We start from the raw sequence: 19,726 nt of genomic DNA on the forward strand, positions 1-19,726 counted from the left end.
TTTGAATAGTTATTTTATAGTTTAATAAAGAGATCGGCATTGCTTCCTTAATTTATGTAATTTTGATTTTAAAATCATGATAGTCTCCCCTATTAGAAATAGATAGGTTTCGTGAAACAGTGAAAGTATGAGTGTGGTCAAAATTACAAATACCCATTCCCGGTTCTGGAACAGTCTGTTTAGTAATTGTGTCCCAAATAGGTGATGAACGTATAATATTTACTTTACCATTACATCCTGCAAAAATACAATCTCCTTCATATATTATTTCGATTTGTTTTTGTTTGATTTCTTTTATCGCTTTTACTATTAAAAGTGAGCTGAATACAATTAGGCTCACGCATAGAAAGAACGGTGTGTCAAATTTTTTAGCATCTATATAAATTATATAAAGGAAAAATAAAATGATCATTATTGTAGAGAAAAGAATGGATAAATACGATTTTAAAGGATTAAATCTTTTTTCAATAGGATAATAGGTAATATGCGGATATTTTGCAAATTTACCTTTTCCTATAGGGAAGGGATGGTAAGTTCCGTTCAATGTATCTCTAATATGTTTTTCATGATTTTCTTTTATTGCTTGAAGTTCTTCCAAAGAAAAATATTTAGTTTCTTCATGACATGTAGGATGTAAAAGAAAATGATTTTCATACCTGTCTTTTTCTTCTAAAGAAATTTCTCTATAGCTAGGTAAGCTTTTATCACTTCTGGCTATAACATGTGCTTGATGTACAGTGTATGTCAAATTTTCCATATCTATAAATGGTCTTTTACAATAAGCACAAATACCACCAGATAATCCCCAAAGAAGTTTTAAATCTCTGTGTGGAAGTTTTTTTCTGTGAACCTTTTTATTTTTTTGCATAGATATTAAAATGTATATTTCGATAATAAATCGAAATATACACTTAAATTGTTAACAAAATTACAGCCGAGACGAAGGTGTTTTTATGATAGTTACTATGTAGATAAAAATGATAGATTCAAGTTGCTGGGACAGTATGAATTTTTTATGTTTAGCTATTGGCGGGAGGTAAATTCAATTTTTTCACTACAAATATTAATATTTGCTACCCTGATATTTACACTTATTGTTTAAAAAATTGTAATTTTAGATATAAAGATTTTGTAAAAGAAAGTACTGAATCTACATATCACTTATGGGAAAAGAATAAATTGTTGATTATCAATAATTCCTTAGTTCTTAATAATTTTAAAAATAGTTTTGTATTTAGTAGCTAAGCAGAATCCGATCGGATTAGAATTACAAAACAGAGTTATTGAGTAAGATTTACTTTTTCATAAATCAGCTAAAACTCGTAGTTTTAAAATATAATGAACATTAGTGTTAAGGCATATCCTGCAAAAGATGGAGATTGTCTGTTGGTATGCTTTTTTGGTCCCGATGATACGCATCAAACTTATATCCTGATCGACAGTGGATATAATGATACCGTTACGAATCATCTGATGAAAGACTTGGAAAAAATTAATAGAGAAGGTCATGTATTAGAAAAGTTTATTATTACACATATAGATAAAGATCATATACAGGGAGCAGTCGAATTTCTTAGGCGTAATAATTCTTCTAAAATCATTGATATTAATCAAATTTGGCATAATACCTATCGACATCTTTTTAATGCAGAACCTGATCCTACAGAAATAAGTGATGATAAGATTCTTCAGCAAATTATCAGACGAGGTTATGCAAAAGATAAAGGCAAGAAAGAATCTAAAATTATCAGCGCAGCACAAGGTACAACGGTTGGTGCTTTAATCTTAAAAGGAGGGTATCATTGGAATACGGACTTTAATCAGCTTGCTGTTTCGGTAAACAATGAAAAACAAATTAAAGTCAACGATGATGCATCATTTTACCTTCTGTCACCTAATAATGATAAGCTGGACAAACTCAAAAAATTGTGGGCTAACGAGGTGAAAAAATTTGATGTCAATTATACTCAAGGAAGCTCATCATTTTATGATGACGCATTTGAGATGCTTTTATCTTGGGAAAAAGAACAAGCGGAGTTATTTCCTAAGCAAATTTCAAAAAAGAAACTGACAATTGAAGAATTGCTTGAGAAAAATTATCATGCTGATAATACGGCTTCCAATGGTAGTTCTATAGCCTTTGTACTTCAAATTAAAGAAAGAAAATTATTGTTTTTAGCTGATGCCCATCCTGATATAATTGTTAGGTCTCTGGAAGAGTTTCAAAGCGAAGGAATCATCATATTTGATTTAATTAAAGTTTCACACCATGGTAGTTTTAGAAATATTAGTTGTGAGCTTTTGAATAAAATAGACTCAGAGTTATATTTAATATCTACAAATGGAGGACGGCATAATCATCCTGATAAAGAGACACTTGCTCATATCGTTACAAGGAAAACAAAATTTAAAAGACAATTATTTTTCAATTATAAAACTGAGAATTCGATTTTTTTCGAAAATGAAGATTGGATGCTTAAATATAATTATTCAATCCATTACCTTGAAGACACATTTTATACAATTACTTTATGATAGAAAGAATTTTACACCCTCAAGAAATAGAAGCAGCAACATTTCAAATCAATTCTGAAAGTAGTTCAAGTTCTGCATTTTTTGTAGGAACAACTGGTGCAGAAAAAGTATTAATCACATGTAATCATTCTCTCCCAGAAAATGAAAATATTAATGTTATAATCAATGATTCGGAAATTTCTGCGAGCATAATTGAAAGGATTCCGGAATGTGATGTTGCTTTAATAAAGCTTAATTCAGAAGTAACAAATGTTAGTTTTCTACCTATAAAGAGTGTTGATATACCTTATAACCAAAGATGGCAGTCTTACGGGTTTCCAAAAATTAGAGTTAACTCTGGAGGAAGTTATAATGGAATTGTTTCCAGAATTGATAATTCCAAACAAAATGCTTGGGATGTTGATCTTCAATGTGACCAATATAAAGATTTAGATGATTTTGAAGGTCTATCGGGAGCTCCGCTGATTATAGATGGATATGTGACGGGAGTTATCGGTTATGACAATGTAGGAACTCTCGGTGCCACCAGCATTAAAAGAATTACCGAATGTTTAGAGAGAAATAACGTTTTATTTACTACCGTCAATGAAATATCAATACCTCAGTTGTTAAAAAATGATGTTGCCAAAAGTAAACCTAACGTGAATGTAATTGATAATATTAATGAAGTTATTCAAAAGGAGCCAAAACAAAATTTCTATTTACTAACCGGAAATCCCGGATCTGGAAAAACGACGATAGCAGCACAATTGAAATTGCAAGATGATAATTACATTGTACTCGATCGCTTTTTTGTAAAAGTTCCTGAAAATGAAGAGTATCCTACACAGATTAGAGCAACACCTGATTTTTTTATAAGATGGATTGAGGAAGTATGCCATCGTTCCCTGTATAACACAGTTCCTCCTAAACCATCACAAGATGACTCACAAAGTGGTAGAATATTTAATATTCATCAAGCGATAAAAAAACTATCTAATAATTTTCAACAACAAGGAAAAACAGCATTCTTAATTGTAGATGGCTTAGATGATGTGACCGCAGATAAAATTGAAGAATATCTGTCTGTGTTACCTCAGCCTCTCCCTTCAAATTTTAAGATTATTTTTTCTTGTGTGTCATGTAAAACACTTCCCAATTCTTACCAAGCACTGATAAATACAAATAATGAAATAAAGATTACCCCGCTGCCAATTGATGCTACAGAAAAGTTTGTGTCGGAAGAATTAAAAGGCAAAAATTTATCAACAACTCAGATAAATGAACTTGCGGAAAAGTCAGAAGGTCATCCACTGTACCTCAGATATTTGATTAGCTATATTTTGGAGACAGATGACCTTACTGAGATTGATGATTGGATTAATAAAATTCCGGTTATTAGTGGTGAGATTGAAAATTATTACAGCAGAGTATGGCAGGATATTTATGACCAGACGGACGAAGTGTGGCTTGCCGCTACTTTGGCGAGGCTGAGAGTTTCTATTGATAAAGAATTTCTGAAGGAAACTGTACCTGATTCTACTAAGCATCATTTTTTGAAAAGTTTCCAAAAAATTCAACATTTACTGCGGAATGAAGAATCAATAAGTATTTACCATACTTCTTTTTCAGATTATATCAATGAAAGATCTAAAGATATCGAAGTACAGATACATGAAAATATAGGGAATTTTATACTCAAAAATCCTCATACCCACTTTGGAATTTCTGAAAGAGTATATCATTTAGCAAATGCAGGTGATGACAGTAAAATAAATGCAATTGAACAATGTAGTCAAGATTGGATTGATGAATGTGCTGTGAACAGCGTAAATCCGGACATAGTGTTATCTGATGTTAAAAAAATCGTTGGAATTGCGGCGGATTTCGGTTTAATACATAAAGTTATTTCCTTACTGCTATTATCACAAAGGTTAAACTTCAGATACAATACATTATTTCGTGAGAATGCAATATTTCTTGTAAACGCTTTGCTTGCTCTCGGTAGGCCGGAAGAAGCGATTCGCTATGTTGTCAGGAACAAAACGTTGACCGTATCAGATGGTGATGGGCTTTATTTACTACAGAAATTTTTTGAATATGATGCGGAGAAGGAAGGAGAAATTTTACTAAATACGATCAAGCGGACTTGTGATGATATTATTGCAAAAGGTTTTGATATGGAGTCATTTAATCGTTATATAAGACTGAAATTTCCTGCAATTACATTATCATCGAATTTAGATACTGAGGAAGCATTCCGTGAATTTGGACATTTTCAGAAAGTGGCAATTAATATAATTGAAAATTCTGGAAATTCGAAAGAAGTCATTCATGCGTTTAAGGACGAAATAGGATCTGAGAATACTGGATATTTAATTTGGAGGTTCGGTGCACAGCCTTATTCGAAAAAATTAGAAGGTACACGGTTTAATTTTGATAATAAAGTCAGTGGATTCTTGGCGCTAAGTATCTACCATGCTTTTGAATTTCAATATAAGAGTCCCGACAGAAGAGAAATGGATAACCTTCCATTGTGGATAGAAGATTTGGAATATGTAGCAGAAAAATATGGTTTTCATTCTGATTATCATTTTTATTTATTATCTGCTCTGGCAGGGAGGTCGAGTAAATTAGAACTTATAGGAAGAATTCATAATGAATTATTTCCGAACCCATATTTCTTGAATATAAGAAAAGAAAATGGAGTAGATCTAGCCCCTAAAAATATCCATCATTTTATCATTTACCACGAAAGTCTTGGTTTTTTGAATAATGATAATCTATTTCCTGAGTTTTCGACGTATGGATTTTATTGTGATTGGGAAGAAAACGTGAACGCAGTATTTGGATATTTATGCTTCTTATCCGGTAAAGTAAAACGTTCTATAGTAGAGAAGAAAGCAAATGAAATAAAATTACTGGAAGAAAAGCTAGATGAACTAATAGATAGGTTGATTCCGGACTTACGAAATAGAGTTTTTTGGCAGAGAAGTTACTCCTTGCCTGAAAAACTATTTCCTACAATATTTAAAAAAATTACAAATCTATTAATCGATGCATTTCCTTATAAAATTTCAGAATTTGTTGAAAAAATATTGCAAAAAAAACACTATCAGTTAGGTTTATACACTGAAGGGTACATTGAAAGTTTATTTGTTATTTCTCGTGAGTTAGCAAGAGATGGGGATCATGATGTATCATCATTTAAAGTAGTAAAAGTACTGGAAGAACATATTTTAATGACGGTTGAAAACCGATGGGAGCGGAATGAATATTTGTTGAGACTTATTGAACTATACGCTATTTTACAGAGTGACGATAAGGCAAAATCTGTGTTTAAAGAAATGATAAGTACATCTATGGGTCCTACCTGGTATAAGGAAGATCAATTGGGTATCATTAATACAACCGTATCTAATATTGTTCCTCACAATGGAGATATGTCATATTTGAAAAATTTTGCCGCGCATCTGGATTATGCATCAGGAGAGATGACTTTTCAAAGATATATTAAGCAGCAACAGGAACAATTTGTGGGCGATCTAACTAAAATTGGACTTTTAAAACAAGCTGTGGAATATATTAAATATCTAATATTACCAGATTACAGTACTGTTATCAATAATGCCGAATCATTTAATGTAGATATGCCGGAAACAGGAGAAGGTTATATATTGGGTGCAAACGCAATCGAAGAACAGAGTGCAGTGCTGGCATTAATACAAAATATAGATCCCGAAAACTCTTTAATTGTCTGGGCACTTAGTGAGTTATGCATTTTAGGAGCAGACTATCATCTAGCAGATTATGCAAAAGAGCATGCAAAGATTATAAATAATTTTGAGAATTCTGATTCTTCCAGATTAGATACTATTTTTAGAAGATGGTCTAAATTCATTGTGTCTGAATTTAATGGTGAATATCGTAGTGAATATCTTGAAGAATTTTTTGGTAATATAAGTTCAACAAACCATGTGCTTGCTAAAAAATATTTAGAGGAAGTCGGTATGACAAATTTGGAATCAAACACGGAACATATTGATACAGATACAAGACCTAAGGAAAATACTGATGATCCTCTGAACGCTTTAGTTGTAGCTAAAAATAATGCGCAGCAAAAACTTGATACCGAAAATAAAAGTGAGGCAAGAAAAATAATCACTAATGCTTTAGAGGATATTCAAAATCAAAAATACGGTGTTTGGGCATATAATTATTCTCATAAAATAACTGATCTTAAAAATCTATACACTCAGAGTTATAACAGTTCTCCTGAACTGATAAAAAGTTTGAAAAATCTTATTCTTAATGAACCTTATTATGATGAATGGATTATAGCTGACCACATAATAAAATTTCTTCAAAACAGTGAAGATGAAAATGAAAAAAAATTAATACTTCAGGCTGTTAATGAGCACCTCAGTTTAATGATAAAAACTCCGCAGCAGTATTACAATAGATATGATTGGATGACCACTCTATCTCAGGGAAAATCTGATCTAAAAAAAGAGGAAGTACTATTGGGCTTGTTAATTTGGTTTTTAAATCATCCATCACTGACTGTGAAAAATCGAGTAATTGAAATCTTAACTTGGTTGGGAAGTGTTATTCCTGAAAAAGTTGTCGGAGGGCTGATTGATGAAATAATATCTGGTGGATATAAAATTTCGAAAGAACTTTCGGCTTCCGTAATTCATCAGTTATCCAATTTAAATCCAGCCGGATTTTCTCAAGAATTTAAATCGGCATTAGAAAATAATTTAGAGGTATTGTTGAAGCAGGAGCATTTTATGATAAAAAACTCACTGTTAGACGCTATGATTGAACAACAAAATTTGGGCATTTCGGACTTTGAAGATATGATTAAGTTACTTGAAGATACTTTTGTCAAGAGTCCTACTGGCAGTGGAGAAATATTTTTCGATGAAATTTATTTACAGCCTATAGATGAATTTTTATACGACCTTAATGACTTAGGAATACTAACCAAAGAGTTTGCAGAGAAACTTATTTCAAATATTGAAAATCTACTACCCTTACCTATAAAAGATTGCCAAAAAGCAAGCGGATATATTGATAGAAGCTTCAACAATCATAATAATATTCCGTTAGTATCTGATTTTGAAACTTTATTAAAATATGCATTGAATATTGCGGTATACTCTTGTACAGTCTTGAAATCAAGAAAAGAGGTCGCGAATATCTTACGATTCTATCAGCCTATATTTCCAGAGAATAGATTAAATGCAGATTTCAGAAATTATAACGAGTCCTTTGAAAATGAGATAAAGCACTTATTTGAGACAGGCCAGCTTAATTTTGAAAAATTAAAAATCAATGGAGAAATCCCTTTAAGCTATCATAGTGTGATCAAAGATGAAATAAAGAGAAATAAGCAGGAAATAATTGATGTCGTTGGCTATCTGGTGCCATTATCTGAAGTTGGCCTAAGAGCATCAACATATCCTTGGCCATCTTTTTTAGAAAATGAATATCCTATAGATATTCCTAAAAGTGGAAATGGAAAAATAGTCCCATTGTTTATTAAATGCGATGATGCAGGGAATGTTACGGGAAGTGATTTAGTTCCCGCAGTTTTAAATGAAACGGTGATTGATATCTTACCAGATTTACAGAATGATATAAAATCAAAATTTTGGAGAGTTGGAAGAAATTGGGGAAATAATAACAAAGGAATTTCTTCTAATATCGGATATTTCTCAACTATCCCTCTTGATAAAATTGATAATATCAAACTTCAATATAAAGTAGTACTGAGAATATTTTATGGATATAATTCTTACATGGTCGATATATCCGAACAAAAAATATTAAATTATGATTACCCCAGATAATAGAAAACAATTTGAGCGACATATTCACATTTTAGCTGAATCCATTGAACAGGGAACATTTAAATCTCTTCCAGATCATAAAATAATAATGAGTTTGCTGAAGACTAAAAAGCTTCCCAATAAGAGAGTAAATTTTATCACTGTAGATGAACGGTCAAGATTATTGGCAAACTCATTAGCTAATTTTGACAGACCAGAATTTAAAAATAGTAGAGATGCCAGATAATAGAAGAGAATTGGAAAGAAATTTAAGTTTGCTTTTAGAAAAGAAAGTTAATGTAACTAATTTTAAGATGTTAAATGCGGCTGAAAAAGCAAGGTATGCACCTAATGGAAGAATGAATCTTAGAACAATCACACAAAGTATTGCATTAACAGCAAACACAACTGCTAGGATGGCGGAGGAAAAAGATAACTATACTGAAGATTTATAAAGTAATCTGTAATACACAAAATTATATCAATTTTAGTAAGTATTCCGACACGGTTAATTACTAATTACATGGTATGTTGAGTATTTTTATTAGGATGGCAACTTGAATGTACTAAATTAAAATTTTACTATTTATCAACCAATAAACTAGATTACCAAGCAAGTGATATTTTAGCTTTTTGATGCTGTTCATTCAAATATATCATGGACATTTTAATTATAGTGATCATTATTTTTTTTAAATAAAAAATAGAGAAAGTAATTTTTGTCTTTGATAGTCTGTGTTTTAATAAAATCTAGCAGTCAAAAAGAGTCTTTTTTTTGTAAAAACTAAAAAAAAGCATATATTTGCACCAGTTAAAAACAAACGCTCCTAATCTTATTAAAAAAGTGACCTATTCGGTGACCTACAAAATAAGAGAACAGCATAAAGCTTATGGATAGGACTTTTTCTAAAAAAGTACAAGTCCCGTCCGGATCGCAGAAGTTTTCATCAATTTACTTTAAAAAAATTGATCCGGTAGTTCAGCTGGTTAGAATGCCGCCCTGTCACGGCGGAGGTCGCGGGTTCGAGTCCCGTCCGGATCGCAAATCTTTAAACCCCCTTCAATTATTTGAAGGGGGTTTTTGTTTTTATAACTTTATATATGAATTTCTTAGAATGAAGGTTTATTGTTTTCAGGAAATAGTATCAGAAATACTTCTATCATTCATCTTCTTCTTTTATGTTAAGCTTCATATATTTTGCGGGACTTATTCCTTCAAACTGCTTAAATACCCTGTTAAAAGTAGATTGGCTTGTGAACCCTGCTTCCGTGTAAATGTATACTAATGTAAAATGTTTTGATTTCTCTTCTTTCATCAGTTCTTTAACATATTTTATTCTGTACGAGTTGAGATAGTTATTAAAATTAGCGTAGCCCTTAAGTTTGATGGCTTTTGATATATAGGTATTATTTGAATTTATTTGCGTAGCTAAATTGGATATAGTTAAATCACTATTTTTAAAAGGTTTATTAGTCTCCATGAATACTGAAATATCATTAAATAAGTCTTTATACTTTTCCAGGTCTTTTTGGAGAGATTTATTTATTATCCTATCTCTGTCTTTATTCTGTTTTTCGGCAGGGAAGAATAAAGGTGTTTTCAGTTTATCAAGATAGTAAAGTAATAGTACAAATACAGATATATTACAAATTACTACAAGAATATCAGATGTCAAAAGTTGTTTTCTGGTCATGTACACTTCCTGATAATTTATTTTTTCTGCTAAAACAATAATGATAATGACATATAGAAAAAGACCGATTGTGTATCTAATCATCATTCTTACTGAAAAGAATATATATACAACAAAAGGAATCGGTAATATCCACATGTAGGAAATGAAGGAATAGTGCCAGAAAATAATAAAATAGGGTGAAATATACAAGGGTGCAAGTATAAGCCAACAATGCACTGCAGTTTCTACATTATAATTTCTGCTGGTTATCAGTATACTGTAAAAAATACAAAATAGTCCTGCTGCTATATAACAAATGATAAATTTGTTGAGATTGATTGATAAATAAAAACATGCGAATATCAAACAAAACAGCACTATGAGATATAAGTACTTTCTTATTAGCTCTCTTTTTATCAAATCATGTTCCATATTTTGCGCTTACTGTATAGTAGTTAAATGCAAATATAGTTTACTTAACTAATTTTTTTTTAATAGATGTTTACCATTTTCGATATTTTTTACTAATGTTGAATATGACTAGTTTAAATTATTGATTGTTAGGTTTTTATTAAATGTTAATCATATGTAGGATGTGGCTTATTTTTGAAAATTCTGGATATAGTATTCCTCTACCTTTGACATTATTCAAACAACGCTTAACAGCTATTTAAATGTCAACTTATGAAAAAAAAATTATTTTTCCCATTTTTGATGGTATGTTCGAATTTATTTTTCGGACAGGTGGGTATTAATACCAGTACACCGAAAGCAACTTTAGATATAGTGGCTAATACCAATAATAGTCCTATAGGAGTTCTTCCTCCTCGCTTGTCGGGAGATCAGCTGCAGGGAATGGATTCTTATTACAATGATGATCAAAAAGGAGCTATTGTATTTGTTACTGATGCAGTAAGCTCGCCATCTCCAAAAACTAAAAATATATCCACCGCAGGATACTATTATTATGATGCTATTCTATCCCAGTGGATAGCTTTGGGAAGTGGTTCGGAGCCTTGGAAAAATACGGATGGGCAAGGAGCTGTTTCAAATACAGAGCCTATCTACCATATGGGACAGGTATCTATCGGGTCATCTTTAGCAGATACCAATGCCGTATTGGATATCAGCTCCAATGCAAAAGGTATACTCTTACCAAGGATGTCAAGTTCAAACAGGAATGCTATTTCAACTCCGGCAGCTAACGGGCTGCTAATCTACAATACAACGACTAACTGTCTGAATTATTTTGACGGAAATGCTAGTAAATGGCTCAGTTTATGCGGTTCTTTTGAGCCTGCAACCTTTGGGCTGCTGGATTGTAGTAGTCCGACCGGACCGTCAGGTACCTATACGCAGGGAACGATATTAGACGCCGTAAACAATACCTATACCATAAAAGTAAACGTTACAAGTGTCGGTAATTATCAGATCCTAGCCACCACAGGAAATGGATACTCCTTCAGTAAATCAGGGACCTTTACAGAAACAGGTATTTTTGATGTAGTATTGGCTGGACAAGGGAGCCCTATAACAGGTCCTTCAAATAATAGCCCCTCAATCACCTTTAATGGTGTAAATGTAGCTCCTGCATGTACACTGCCGGTAATACATGTCAATGGTTCGACAACATTATTTTCTATCAACTGTTCAGGCAGCACTGTTCATGGAATCTACAGACAGGGAATCGCCTTGGATGCTACGAATTATATTGATATTCCTGTTACTGGTGTTACGACACCAGGTAATATTATAGTGGAAACCTCCTTAATCAATGGGGTGAAATTTTCATCAGGAACTATTGCAATAGGAGCTTCCACAAACAGCATAAGACTTTATGGTCAGGGTACTCCTGCCATTGTAGCGAATAATAGCTCATATAGTTTTACTATCCCAGGATCTGTGACATGTACCTTTACTATCAATGTGATTACAAGTGTGGGAACGTTTGTTAATCCGGCAGACAGATGTTACCAGATTTTACAATTGAATCCGGCAGCAGCAGACGGAGAGTATTTTATTAAAGGTTTGAACGGAACAGCTACCAAGACTTATTGTGACATGACCAATGGAGGCTACACCTTAATTCAATCATATTCTGAAAAAGCAGCCTTTGTAGATGATACCAATTTTCTGATCAATAACTCTCAAAATCTGAATGTTAATGATAACAGAAATTATACTGCAGCAACAGGACTGTCCGGTATTGTAACTTATAAAAATTATTTGTTACCTGTTGCTGTACGACAAAATATAAGAAGTAATGCGACAAAAAATCAATACAGGGTAAGAATTGTGAATGATGTGGCTAATGTAGCTAATAATACAGACTCATGGGCTAATAATAACTATGTAGTAATTGATTTTAATATTCCTACTTCAGGTGCTTATGACATGATTGGGGGAATATTTGCTGATTTTCCTTATGTGAAAGTTTCAGGGAAGATTTTTGGAAAGAATTATAGTATGGATGGAACAATCAATGGTAACTATGTTTCATTTGATGGGCAGGCATGGAATTATGCAAGACTTTATAATGCAGGATATGCTAAAGTGATTAGTCATCAGAATGCCCCTCCAAGTTATGCTTTTTCTTATACAGCAAGTAATGGGGCAACCATCAATACAAATTTAACGGCACTTGATGATATTTGGGGGAACTATGGTGATAGTACTTTCAATCATCATATCGGAAAATGCGGAAATGCCGCATCTGATGATTATGCAGGGGTTACAGAATGTGTAGGAACTGGTAGAGCACCGCATTCGTTTAACAACGGTGAAGGAAGATATGTCCAGTGGTTTGTTAAATAAAAAATAATATTTGACGGCAATGCCTCTCAAGATTGTTCTTGTAACTTTTTCAGAATCATAGACTATTTTTAAGGAACAAAGATGCATTGCCGTTTTTTAATACTTCAATATCAGCCATGAATAATTTAAAATCTATCAATATCAGTCATTTAATAAAACAAAGGTTGGAAGAACTTGATATGGATATGGACAGAATTTGTAACTTTTTTAAATATGAAAGAGAAAAAGTTGAAGAGATTCTTCAGCAAGAGTCAATGGATACTGAGATTCTATTAAAATGGAGCAAACTCTTAGAATATGATTTTTTTCGCATTTATACACAACACCTAATACTTTATGCGCCTCAAAGCAAAATAAGTAGTGGGAAATTGACTAAAAACAGAAAAACTTTACTCCCTACATTCAGGAAAAATATTTATACCAAAGAAATAATAGATTTTATTCTGGAAGAAGTTGATAAAAAAGAAAAAACAAAGCAGCAAATTATTGATGAATACAGAATACCTAAAACGACTTTATTCAAATGGATCGCAAAACACAAAGAAAATTTCTGACCCCAGATTATAAAAAAATTTATAGTGATATGATCACGAAAAAATTTCCGGATAAAAAAAAAAGTTGCGAAAAGATATTAAGTAAGCAAGAATTATCTGTAATGGATGTCATCGTTCTTAACTCTCTGATATTTGGAACTGTAGGTAATCAAAATTATGATTTCAATCAAAAGTGCCGTTCGTACGATAAAAAGACAATATTTTTCATTTTAGATTATCAAAAAAAAAAAAATTAAACAACACTCAGGTGGCTGCATACTTTAGATTAAGCAGAAATACCATAAGTGCATGGAAAAAATTATTTTATACAAATGAATAGTGTTTAATGTGTTGGTTTTTTAGTTGGATATGAAGATTCTACCATAAAGTAGATTCCAGCTGTATTTCATTTTTTTTAACCCGTTCAACTGTTTGAAGGGGTTTCTTGTTGATGTGAATTTTCTTTAAATTTTACGAAACAATATATTCCACAATAGCCTCGCAATGTATTTTTGTAGTATCAAAGACAGGAACGGTAAAATCATCCTGACTGATAAGCATAGGGATTTCCGTGCAGCCCAGAATAATACATTCAGCACCACGGTTGATCATTTCTTCTGCAATGGAAATATAATTGATTTTAGTTTCAGGATTAATGAATCCTACTCCCAGTTCATCCTTTACGGTATGCTGTATATAGTCCCTCGTTTCCTGATTTTCCGGGATCAGCACTTCAAGGCTGTATTCTTCAAGTTTATTTTTGTAGAAATCCATTTCCATCGTAAACTTTGTTCCGATTAAGCCAACTTTTGTAAGCCCGGCTTTCTGTATGGCTTTTGCGGTTTCTGTACCTATATGGATAATCGGAAGTTGTACAGAGGCCTGAAGCTCGTCTGCGAACAGATGGGCTGTATTGGCACAAAGCACAATGCTGTCTGCTCCGGTGTTTTTAAGGTGATTGCAGGCGTTTAATAATAATTCGAAGGAATTCGTCCATCCTTTAGCCTGAAGGTCTCCAAAATTCAGGGAATAGATCATGCATTCCGCAGCATTCAGTCCTCCCAGTCTTGCATTGACCCCTTCATTGATGAATTGATAATAATCCAATGTAGATACCCAGCTTATTCCGCCTACCAGTCCTATTTTTTTCATACGTTTTATTATTGACTACAGAAGACAAATCTAGATAAAAGTTTTGATGGATCCTGCCTATCTGTTGGAATATTATCGGTTTCAATGGTTGATGTATGGGTAGAAACTCGTAAGCCGGTCAGTACATAACTAAAGGCTGCTCAGGTGTCAATATTCAGTGAGTAGGAATTTTGGTTAAACACAGGTTCAGTTTTTTCCGGGTATATGTTTGTTAAAAGGAGTATATTCTATCGCTATTTTTGTCAGATCGTTCAGACGAATGATTTATTCACGGTTTATTGCTACATTAGTGAAATTCATAAACAGATTCAATGTCACAGAGAAAATTTATTCTGCTTTCCATTCTTAAAACATGGTTTATTGCTACAATAGTTTCGACGGTTATTCTGCTTATTTACATGATGATCACCGAAGTTCCGCGTGATCATGAACATCCCAGAAACTGTGATATGAGTGGGATTGCCTATGGTCTTTTGATTCTCTGGATTCTGTCTTTGTCGATGGTTTCTTTCAGCAGTCTTTTTTCTTTGTTAAAAAAATTTCGGGGAAAAATAAAAAGGTGGCTGTGCTGGTTTCTGCTTCCTATATTGATCACCGGATACTTTTTCATTGAAATTTCCGGTGGAAAGATGGATGGCCAAGGAGCTGTGTTTTTGTTGATCTCCAATCTTCCCTGGTTTCTTCTGTGGGGAGTTTATTATTCTAAGTTTAATTCTATACTCAAATGATCTTGTCAGCAAGTCTTCTGAATGTTAGGCTAAGGAAATTATCGGTTTCTGAAGGCATAATTACGGCTTAATACTGAATGCTGCATTTTTCATATCTGATCTGAACCTTAAAGAATTATGCATGAGCGCCTAATAATTCTCTGATCTGGTAGAGGAATCTTTCAATCAGTCTTAAATCTTTTGTGATGATTTCAGCGGTACCTTTCAGTTCTCTGTTAAGAGGCAGTACTTTGTTAAATGAAGTAGAAAGCTTTTTTGGGAGTCTGATCTCTGCGTAATAATTCCCTTCCTTATCCGGAACTGACGATATGTTTTGCACTCTTCCTTCCACGATTCCGAATTCCTGAAAAGGATAATTATCAAGTTTTATCAGCACTTTCTGACCAGGCTTTACTTTACCTGAGTTGGTTGATGGTATCATTAATCTGCCAATCATTGTTTCGTGCTCTTCAGGCATGATGGAAACAAGGATTTCTCCGGCTTTTACAAACTGGTATTTTCCCAAATGTTGCTGAAAGCTTACGGTTCCGTTAGTAGAAGAAATGAATACATAATTTTGTTCCCATTCTTTCAGTGATTTTCTTAACTGCTCAAACAGCTGCGTGGTCCGGGAAGAAAAGGTGATTTTATCTTTTTCTGCATTGATTGATGTTCCGCTTTTTGTTTTATGAATTCCTGAGATTCCTTCCTGAAGCTGTGAAATGGACAGATTAATATTTTCAACATTCTGTTTTGCCTGCAAAAGGTTTATTCTTTGCTGATCCATTTCTGAGGTAGAAATAACGCCCTGATTATAAAGCTGCCGGGAACGGTCAAATTCTTTTTTGGACAAATCGTATTTAGCCTGCTCCATCTGCTTTTGTTGCTGAAAAGACTGAATTCTGCTATTGGATTCCAAAAGGCTACGCTCGGCTGAAACATTTTCTGGTGCATAAGGTTGCAGACGGGTATAGAGCTGTTCATCTGTCAGAGCCTGTGCAAATGTATTATAATCTGCCTGAACTTCACCAAGATTGAGCCCTGATGCTTCTTTCAACGGGAAGTTTTGCAGTTGTGTGTGTTCTACAGTACCTGTGATATCAATAAGTCTTAAAACATCCTGATAACGGGCAGTAGATTGCAGAACCAAAAGAAGCTGACCTTTTTTCACTTCTTCATGGTCCTTCACTAAGATGGCTTCTATTTTACTGTTTACCCTTGATTCTATTTTTTCGGGTGGATTCTGGGTGGAAATGATAGCCTGAGAGGAAACAAATTCAGGATACCGGATGATATAACTCATCAGAAGGATGAACAGTAAAATAATTAAAATAATGGTATTACCCCTTCGGATCATCCAATGCGGCGCACCTGTTAGAATATCCTGAACACCCTCAGAACGTAATTCTATCTCATCTAAAACGTCTGTCTTTAGCTTCATTTTAATTTCCAAGTTCTAACTGATTTTTTACTAATCGGTAATATTCTCCCTTCCGGGCAACAAGTTCTGTATGATTTCCTTCTTCCACTACCTTTCCCTGATCCAGTACAATTATTTTATCGGCATGCTTTACTGTTGATAATCGGTGAGCAATGACAACAGCTGTTTTACCCCTGAAAAACTGTTCCATATTTTCCATAATCACTTTTTCGTTATTGGCATCCAGAGCACTGGTAGCCTCGTCGAAAAATATGTATTGCGGAGATTTGTATACTGCACGGGCAATGAACAGGCGCTGTTTCTGGCCACCGCTTATCCCTATACCTTCATTCCCAATCTTGGTGTTATAACTCAGGGGGAGACTTTCTATAAATTCTTTGATATTGGACATCTCAACTGCTTTACGAAGTTTTTGTTTGTCTACGTAATCTTCTCCAACCGCAATGTTGTTGGCAATCGTATCATTGAATATATAGCCTTCCTGCATGACCACACCACAATGGCCCCGCCAGAATCTTGGTGAAATATTCTTCAGTGGAATGCTGCCTATTCTTAATTCTCCTTCCTGAGGTTCATAGAATTTCATAAGGAGTTTTAGCAAAGTTGTTTTTCCGCTTCCGCTGGCCCCTACAATAGCTGTTGTTTTTTGATGGGGAATGGTAAGGTTAAGATGTTCGAAAATATAAGTACTGGAACCCGTATACCGGAAAGAGAGGTCTCTGAGTTCTATATTCTGCTCAGGAATTTCTGCGACATAGTGTTCATCCGTATTTTCTTCATCATCCTTATCGTGAATTTCTCCCAAGCGTTCCAATGAGATTTTCGCATCCTGGGTCTGTCTGATAAAATCGATGAGCTGCATCAGGGGACCATTCAGCTGGCCAATAATGTATTGTACCGAAAGCATCATCCCTAAAGTGAGGTTTCCCTCTAATACGAGCTTTGCAGAAAGGAAGCTTACCAGAATGTCTTTCATCTGATTAATAAAATTTCCTCCCACAGATTGCCATTGCTCCAATGAAAGAGATTTTATCTGGATTTTAAAAAGTTTTACCTGTAAAAATTCCCAGCCCCAGCGTTTTTGTTTTTCGGCATTATGCATTTTAATTTCCTGCATTCCATTGACGAGTTCTATCACTTTGCTTTGTTCCTGAGAAATCTGGGAGAATTTTTTATAATCAAGCTCTTTCCTTTTTTTTAGAAAGAAGGTAATCCATCCGATATACAGTGCGGCACCCAGTAAGTAAATAATAAACAGTCTGTAATCATATAGAAGCAGGACTATGCTAAACACAATAAGGTTTACCAGTGAAAAAAGGGTATTTAATGATGCACTGGTCAAAAGCTGTTCTATCCTGTGATGATCATTGATTCTCTGCATGATATCTCCAGTCATACGGGTGTCAAAAAAACTGATGGGCAGTTTCATGAGCTTAATAAAGAAGTCGGAGATAATAGAGATGTTGATGCGGGCAGAGAGATGGAGCATGATCCAGCTGCGTATGACTTCTATTCCCATTCTTCCTACAAAAAGCATGATTTGTGCTATGAGAACCAGATAAATGAAATTGAGATCATTATTCTGAATACCTATGTCTACAATGCTCTGGGTAAGGTATGGGAAAATAAGTGAAAGCAAGCTGCTGACCAACAGTCCAAGACTAAGCTGGAAAATCAGTTTTTTATACTTAAAAAGATATTGTGAAAGAAATGCAAAACTGGCTTTACTTTTCGCATCATCCCATTCTGTCTGGTAAAATGCAGGCGTAGTTTCCAAAAGGAGTGCAATACCTTCTGCTGTTACTGAATTTGCTTTTTCTCCAATCCAGAGTTTGATGAACTCTTCAAGGGTATAGGTAATTAAGCCATAGCTTGGATCAGAAATATAAAGGGTATACTTGTTTTTATTTTTTTCTATCTTATAGAGGACGACATAATGATTTTTATTCCAATGAATAATGCAGGGTAAAGTAACTTCGGAGACAAGATCTTCAAAGTTTATTTTTACACCCATGGTACGAAACCCGAGGGTTTCTGCAGCATCGCTAAGTCCAAAGAGACTGCTGCCTTCACGGGTTGTTTCGGCAAAGCCACGTATCTGCTGTAACGGAATGCTTTTTCCATAATATTTGCTGACAATCCGTAAGCATGTAGGGCCGCAGTCTTTTGCGTCCGGCTGTTTATAGAAGGGAAAGGTGCTCAATTTACAGATACTTTTGTTTTCCTGTTTCTGATCTGTAATATTTCCATAGAAAATGATACAGAACGAATTCATTTTCTCTTGGTGAGCTTCTGAAAATTCTGTTGCAGGACATATGAATTAAACTGGTTAAAATATTCATCGTATCATTTTCAGACAAATGATTTTTGATTTCCAGAATGCTGCTTTTCATGCCTGTATAGCGATGCCCACTGCAGGTAGTGAAAAATGGATCAGACATGGCATTTTGAATCTTGTCTTTAGAGGCTCTGTATTTGAAATCCAATTCTTTAGACATGTATTTGTTGATCTGGAATTCTTTACTGAAAGAATCGTTTAAAATGGTTGATAGGCGCAATTTATCATCAAGATTAAACCCGAAATTGGAAAGCAGTGCATCTATAGAATGAATGGCAAAAAGCCACCTTTCATCTTCATTGAGATCCTGCTCGTAAAAAAAGTGCAGATAATTAACGACCATGATGCTGTCCTGAGAGAAGATGTTTTCAGCAAATGGCATGCAGCGGTTATAATACCTTTCCAGCTCTCTTTCATAAGTATCGGTCTGTACTTTATAGATAACTTTTCTTTCTACCAGAGGATGGATAAGCTCGTGGAAGCCGATGATCAGGTCACCTAATTTACTTTTGTCTTCCACAAGAAACCGGAGCCTCAAATGATAACCTCCTTCACTGTATCGGATATAGAAGAATTGACTGACAGAATCTGTTAAATGCTTTTTAACAAATGGCAGAATGAAATCCGTCAATACCAAATCCGAATTAAATTCCCCTAAGAATAATTTATAGTATAACCAATCGTCTCCTAAAAAAAAACTTCTCTTAATCATTG

Annotated in this window: 13 protein-coding genes and 1 tRNA gene; 8 read left to right on the forward strand and 6 right to left on the reverse strand. The window is 33.9% G+C overall.

Going from position 1 to position 19,726, the window contains the following annotated elements:
• Positions 1-52: 52 nt before the first annotated feature.
• A complete protein-coding gene (locus BUA72_RS09345; protein WP_072922721.1) occupies positions 53-868 on the reverse strand; it encodes an HNH endonuclease in 816 nt (271 codons plus the stop codon).
• A gap of 470 nt (positions 869-1,338) precedes the next feature.
• On the opposite strand from BUA72_RS09345, the gene avs1a reads away from it, so the two are divergent.
• The 5 genes from avs1a (at position 1,339) to BUA72_RS09370 (ending at position 9,393) form a co-directional block, all read left to right on the forward strand.
• Positions 1,339-2,535 carry an AVAST type 1 anti-phage system MBL fold metallo-hydrolase Avs1a gene (gene avs1a / locus BUA72_RS09350; RefSeq protein ID WP_072922722.1) on the forward strand — a complete coding sequence of 399 codons (1,197 nt, stop codon included), beginning with the start codon at positions 1,339-1,341 and terminating at the stop codon, positions 2,533-2,535.
• Complete coding sequence (locus tag BUA72_RS09355) at positions 2,532-8,372, forward strand: serine protease (RefSeq protein ID WP_072922723.1); 5,841 nt, start codon at positions 2,532-2,534, stop codon at positions 8,370-8,372. Before avs1a ends, BUA72_RS09355 begins: the two co-directional genes overlap by 4 nt.
• On the forward strand, positions 8,356-8,598 hold the full coding sequence (gene avs1c / locus BUA72_RS09360) for an AVAST type 1 anti-phage system protein Avs1c (protein WP_072922724.1): 243 nt from the start codon (positions 8,356-8,358) through the stop codon (positions 8,596-8,598). The genes BUA72_RS09355 and avs1c overlap by 17 nt, the downstream gene beginning before the upstream one ends.
• Positions 8,588-8,806, forward strand: coding sequence for a hypothetical protein (locus BUA72_RS09365; protein ID WP_072922725.1), 219 nt, complete (start codon positions 8,588-8,590; stop codon positions 8,804-8,806). The genes avs1c and BUA72_RS09365 overlap by 11 nt, the downstream gene beginning before the upstream one ends.
• A gap of 513 nt (positions 8,807-9,319) precedes the next feature.
• Positions 9,320-9,393 (forward strand) — tRNA-Asp (locus BUA72_RS09370).
• A gap of 118 nt (positions 9,394-9,511) precedes the next feature.
• Here BUA72_RS09370 and BUA72_RS24430 read toward each other — a convergent pair.
• Positions 9,512-10,045 (reverse strand): helix-turn-helix domain-containing protein, encoded by a 534-nt coding sequence (locus BUA72_RS24430; protein ID WP_175548874.1) that lies wholly within the window; start codon positions 10,043-10,045, stop codon positions 9,512-9,514.
• A 666-nt stretch (positions 10,046-10,711) separates the two neighbouring features.
• Here BUA72_RS24430 and BUA72_RS09380 point away from each other — a divergent pair.
• Both BUA72_RS09380 and BUA72_RS09385 read left to right on the forward strand, forming a co-directional pair.
• Positions 10,712-12,841 (forward strand): fibrinogen-like YCDxxxxGGGW domain-containing protein, encoded by a 2,130-nt coding sequence (locus tag BUA72_RS09380; protein WP_072922726.1) that lies wholly within the window; start codon positions 10,712-10,714, stop codon positions 12,839-12,841.
• Positions 12,842-12,957: 116 nt separating this feature from the next.
• Positions 12,958-13,395: a hypothetical protein gene (locus tag BUA72_RS09385; RefSeq protein ID WP_047456272.1), complete on the forward strand. Its 438-nt coding sequence runs from the start codon at positions 12,958-12,960 to the stop codon at positions 13,393-13,395.
• Positions 13,396-13,845: 450 nt separating this feature from the next.
• Here the strand turns inward: BUA72_RS09385 and BUA72_RS09395 are convergent, their stop codons facing one another.
• Positions 13,846-14,526: an aspartate/glutamate racemase family protein gene (locus BUA72_RS09395; RefSeq protein WP_072922727.1), complete on the reverse strand. Its 681-nt coding sequence runs from the start codon at positions 14,524-14,526 to the stop codon at positions 13,846-13,848.
• Between the two features lie 311 nt (positions 14,527-14,837).
• Between BUA72_RS09395 and BUA72_RS09400 the strand changes: the two genes are divergently transcribed.
• On the forward strand, positions 14,838-15,254 hold the full coding sequence (locus tag BUA72_RS09400; RefSeq protein WP_072922728.1) for a hypothetical protein: 417 nt from the start codon (positions 14,838-14,840) through the stop codon (positions 15,252-15,254).
• 115 nt (positions 15,255-15,369) lie between these two features.
• On the opposite strand, the gene BUA72_RS09405 is transcribed toward BUA72_RS09400, so the two are convergent.
• From BUA72_RS09405 to BUA72_RS09415, 3 genes are read right to left on the reverse strand one after another with little or no spacing between them, the layout of a single operon-like run.
• A complete protein-coding gene (locus BUA72_RS09405; RefSeq protein WP_072922729.1) occupies positions 15,370-16,674 on the reverse strand; it encodes an HlyD family secretion protein in 1,305 nt (434 codons plus the stop codon).
• A gap of 1 nt (position 16,675) precedes the next feature.
• On the reverse strand, positions 16,676-18,877 hold the full coding sequence (locus BUA72_RS09410) for a peptidase domain-containing ABC transporter (RefSeq protein ID WP_072923148.1): 2,202 nt from the start codon (positions 18,875-18,877) through the stop codon (positions 16,676-16,678).
• Between the two features lies 1 nt (position 18,878).
• Positions 18,879-19,724 (reverse strand): thiopeptide-type bacteriocin biosynthesis protein, encoded by an 846-nt coding sequence (locus BUA72_RS09415; protein ID WP_175548875.1) that lies wholly within the window; start codon positions 19,722-19,724, stop codon positions 18,879-18,881.
• Between the last annotated feature and the right edge of the window lie 2 nt (positions 19,725-19,726).

This window comes from Chryseobacterium sp. OV279, assembly GCF_900128945.1.
Classification (GTDB): Bacteria; Bacteroidota; Bacteroidia; order Flavobacteriales; family Weeksellaceae; genus Chryseobacterium.

Bases quoted from the DNA above. Each gene is read 5' to 3' on its own strand.
- BUA72_RS09345 (WP_072922721.1), bottom strand. From the start codon at position 868: ATGCAAAAAAATAAAAAGGTTCACAGAAAAAAACTTCCACACAGAGAT.
- avs1a (WP_072922722.1), top strand. From the start codon at position 1,339: ATGAACATTAGTGTTAAGGCATATCCTGCAAAAGATGGAGATTGTCTG.
- BUA72_RS09355 (WP_072922723.1), top strand. From the start codon at position 2,532: ATGATAGAAAGAATTTTACACCCTCAAGAAATAGAAGCAGCAACATTT.
- avs1c (WP_072922724.1), top strand. From the start codon at position 8,356: ATGATTACCCCAGATAATAGAAAACAATTTGAGCGACATATTCACATT.
- BUA72_RS09365 (WP_072922725.1), top strand. From the start codon at position 8,588: ATGCCAGATAATAGAAGAGAATTGGAAAGAAATTTAAGTTTGCTTTTA.
- BUA72_RS24430 (WP_175548874.1), bottom strand. From the start codon at position 10,045: ATGACCAGAAAACAACTTTTGACATCTGATATTCTTGTAGTAATTTGT.
- BUA72_RS09380 (WP_072922726.1), top strand. From the start codon at position 10,712: ATGAAAAAAAAATTATTTTTCCCATTTTTGATGGTATGTTCGAATTTA.
- BUA72_RS09385 (WP_047456272.1), top strand. From the start codon at position 12,958: ATGAATAATTTAAAATCTATCAATATCAGTCATTTAATAAAACAAAGG.
- BUA72_RS09395 (WP_072922727.1), bottom strand. From the start codon at position 14,526: ATGAAAAAAATAGGACTGGTAGGCGGAATAAGCTGGGTATCTACATTG.
- BUA72_RS09400 (WP_072922728.1), top strand. From the start codon at position 14,838: ATGTCACAGAGAAAATTTATTCTGCTTTCCATTCTTAAAACATGGTTT.
- BUA72_RS09405 (WP_072922729.1), bottom strand. From the start codon at position 16,674: ATGAAGCTAAAGACAGACGTTTTAGATGAGATAGAATTACGTTCTGAG.
- BUA72_RS09415 (WP_175548875.1), bottom strand. From the start codon at position 19,724: ATGATTAAGAGAAGTTTTTTTTTAGGAGACGATTGGTTATACTATAAA.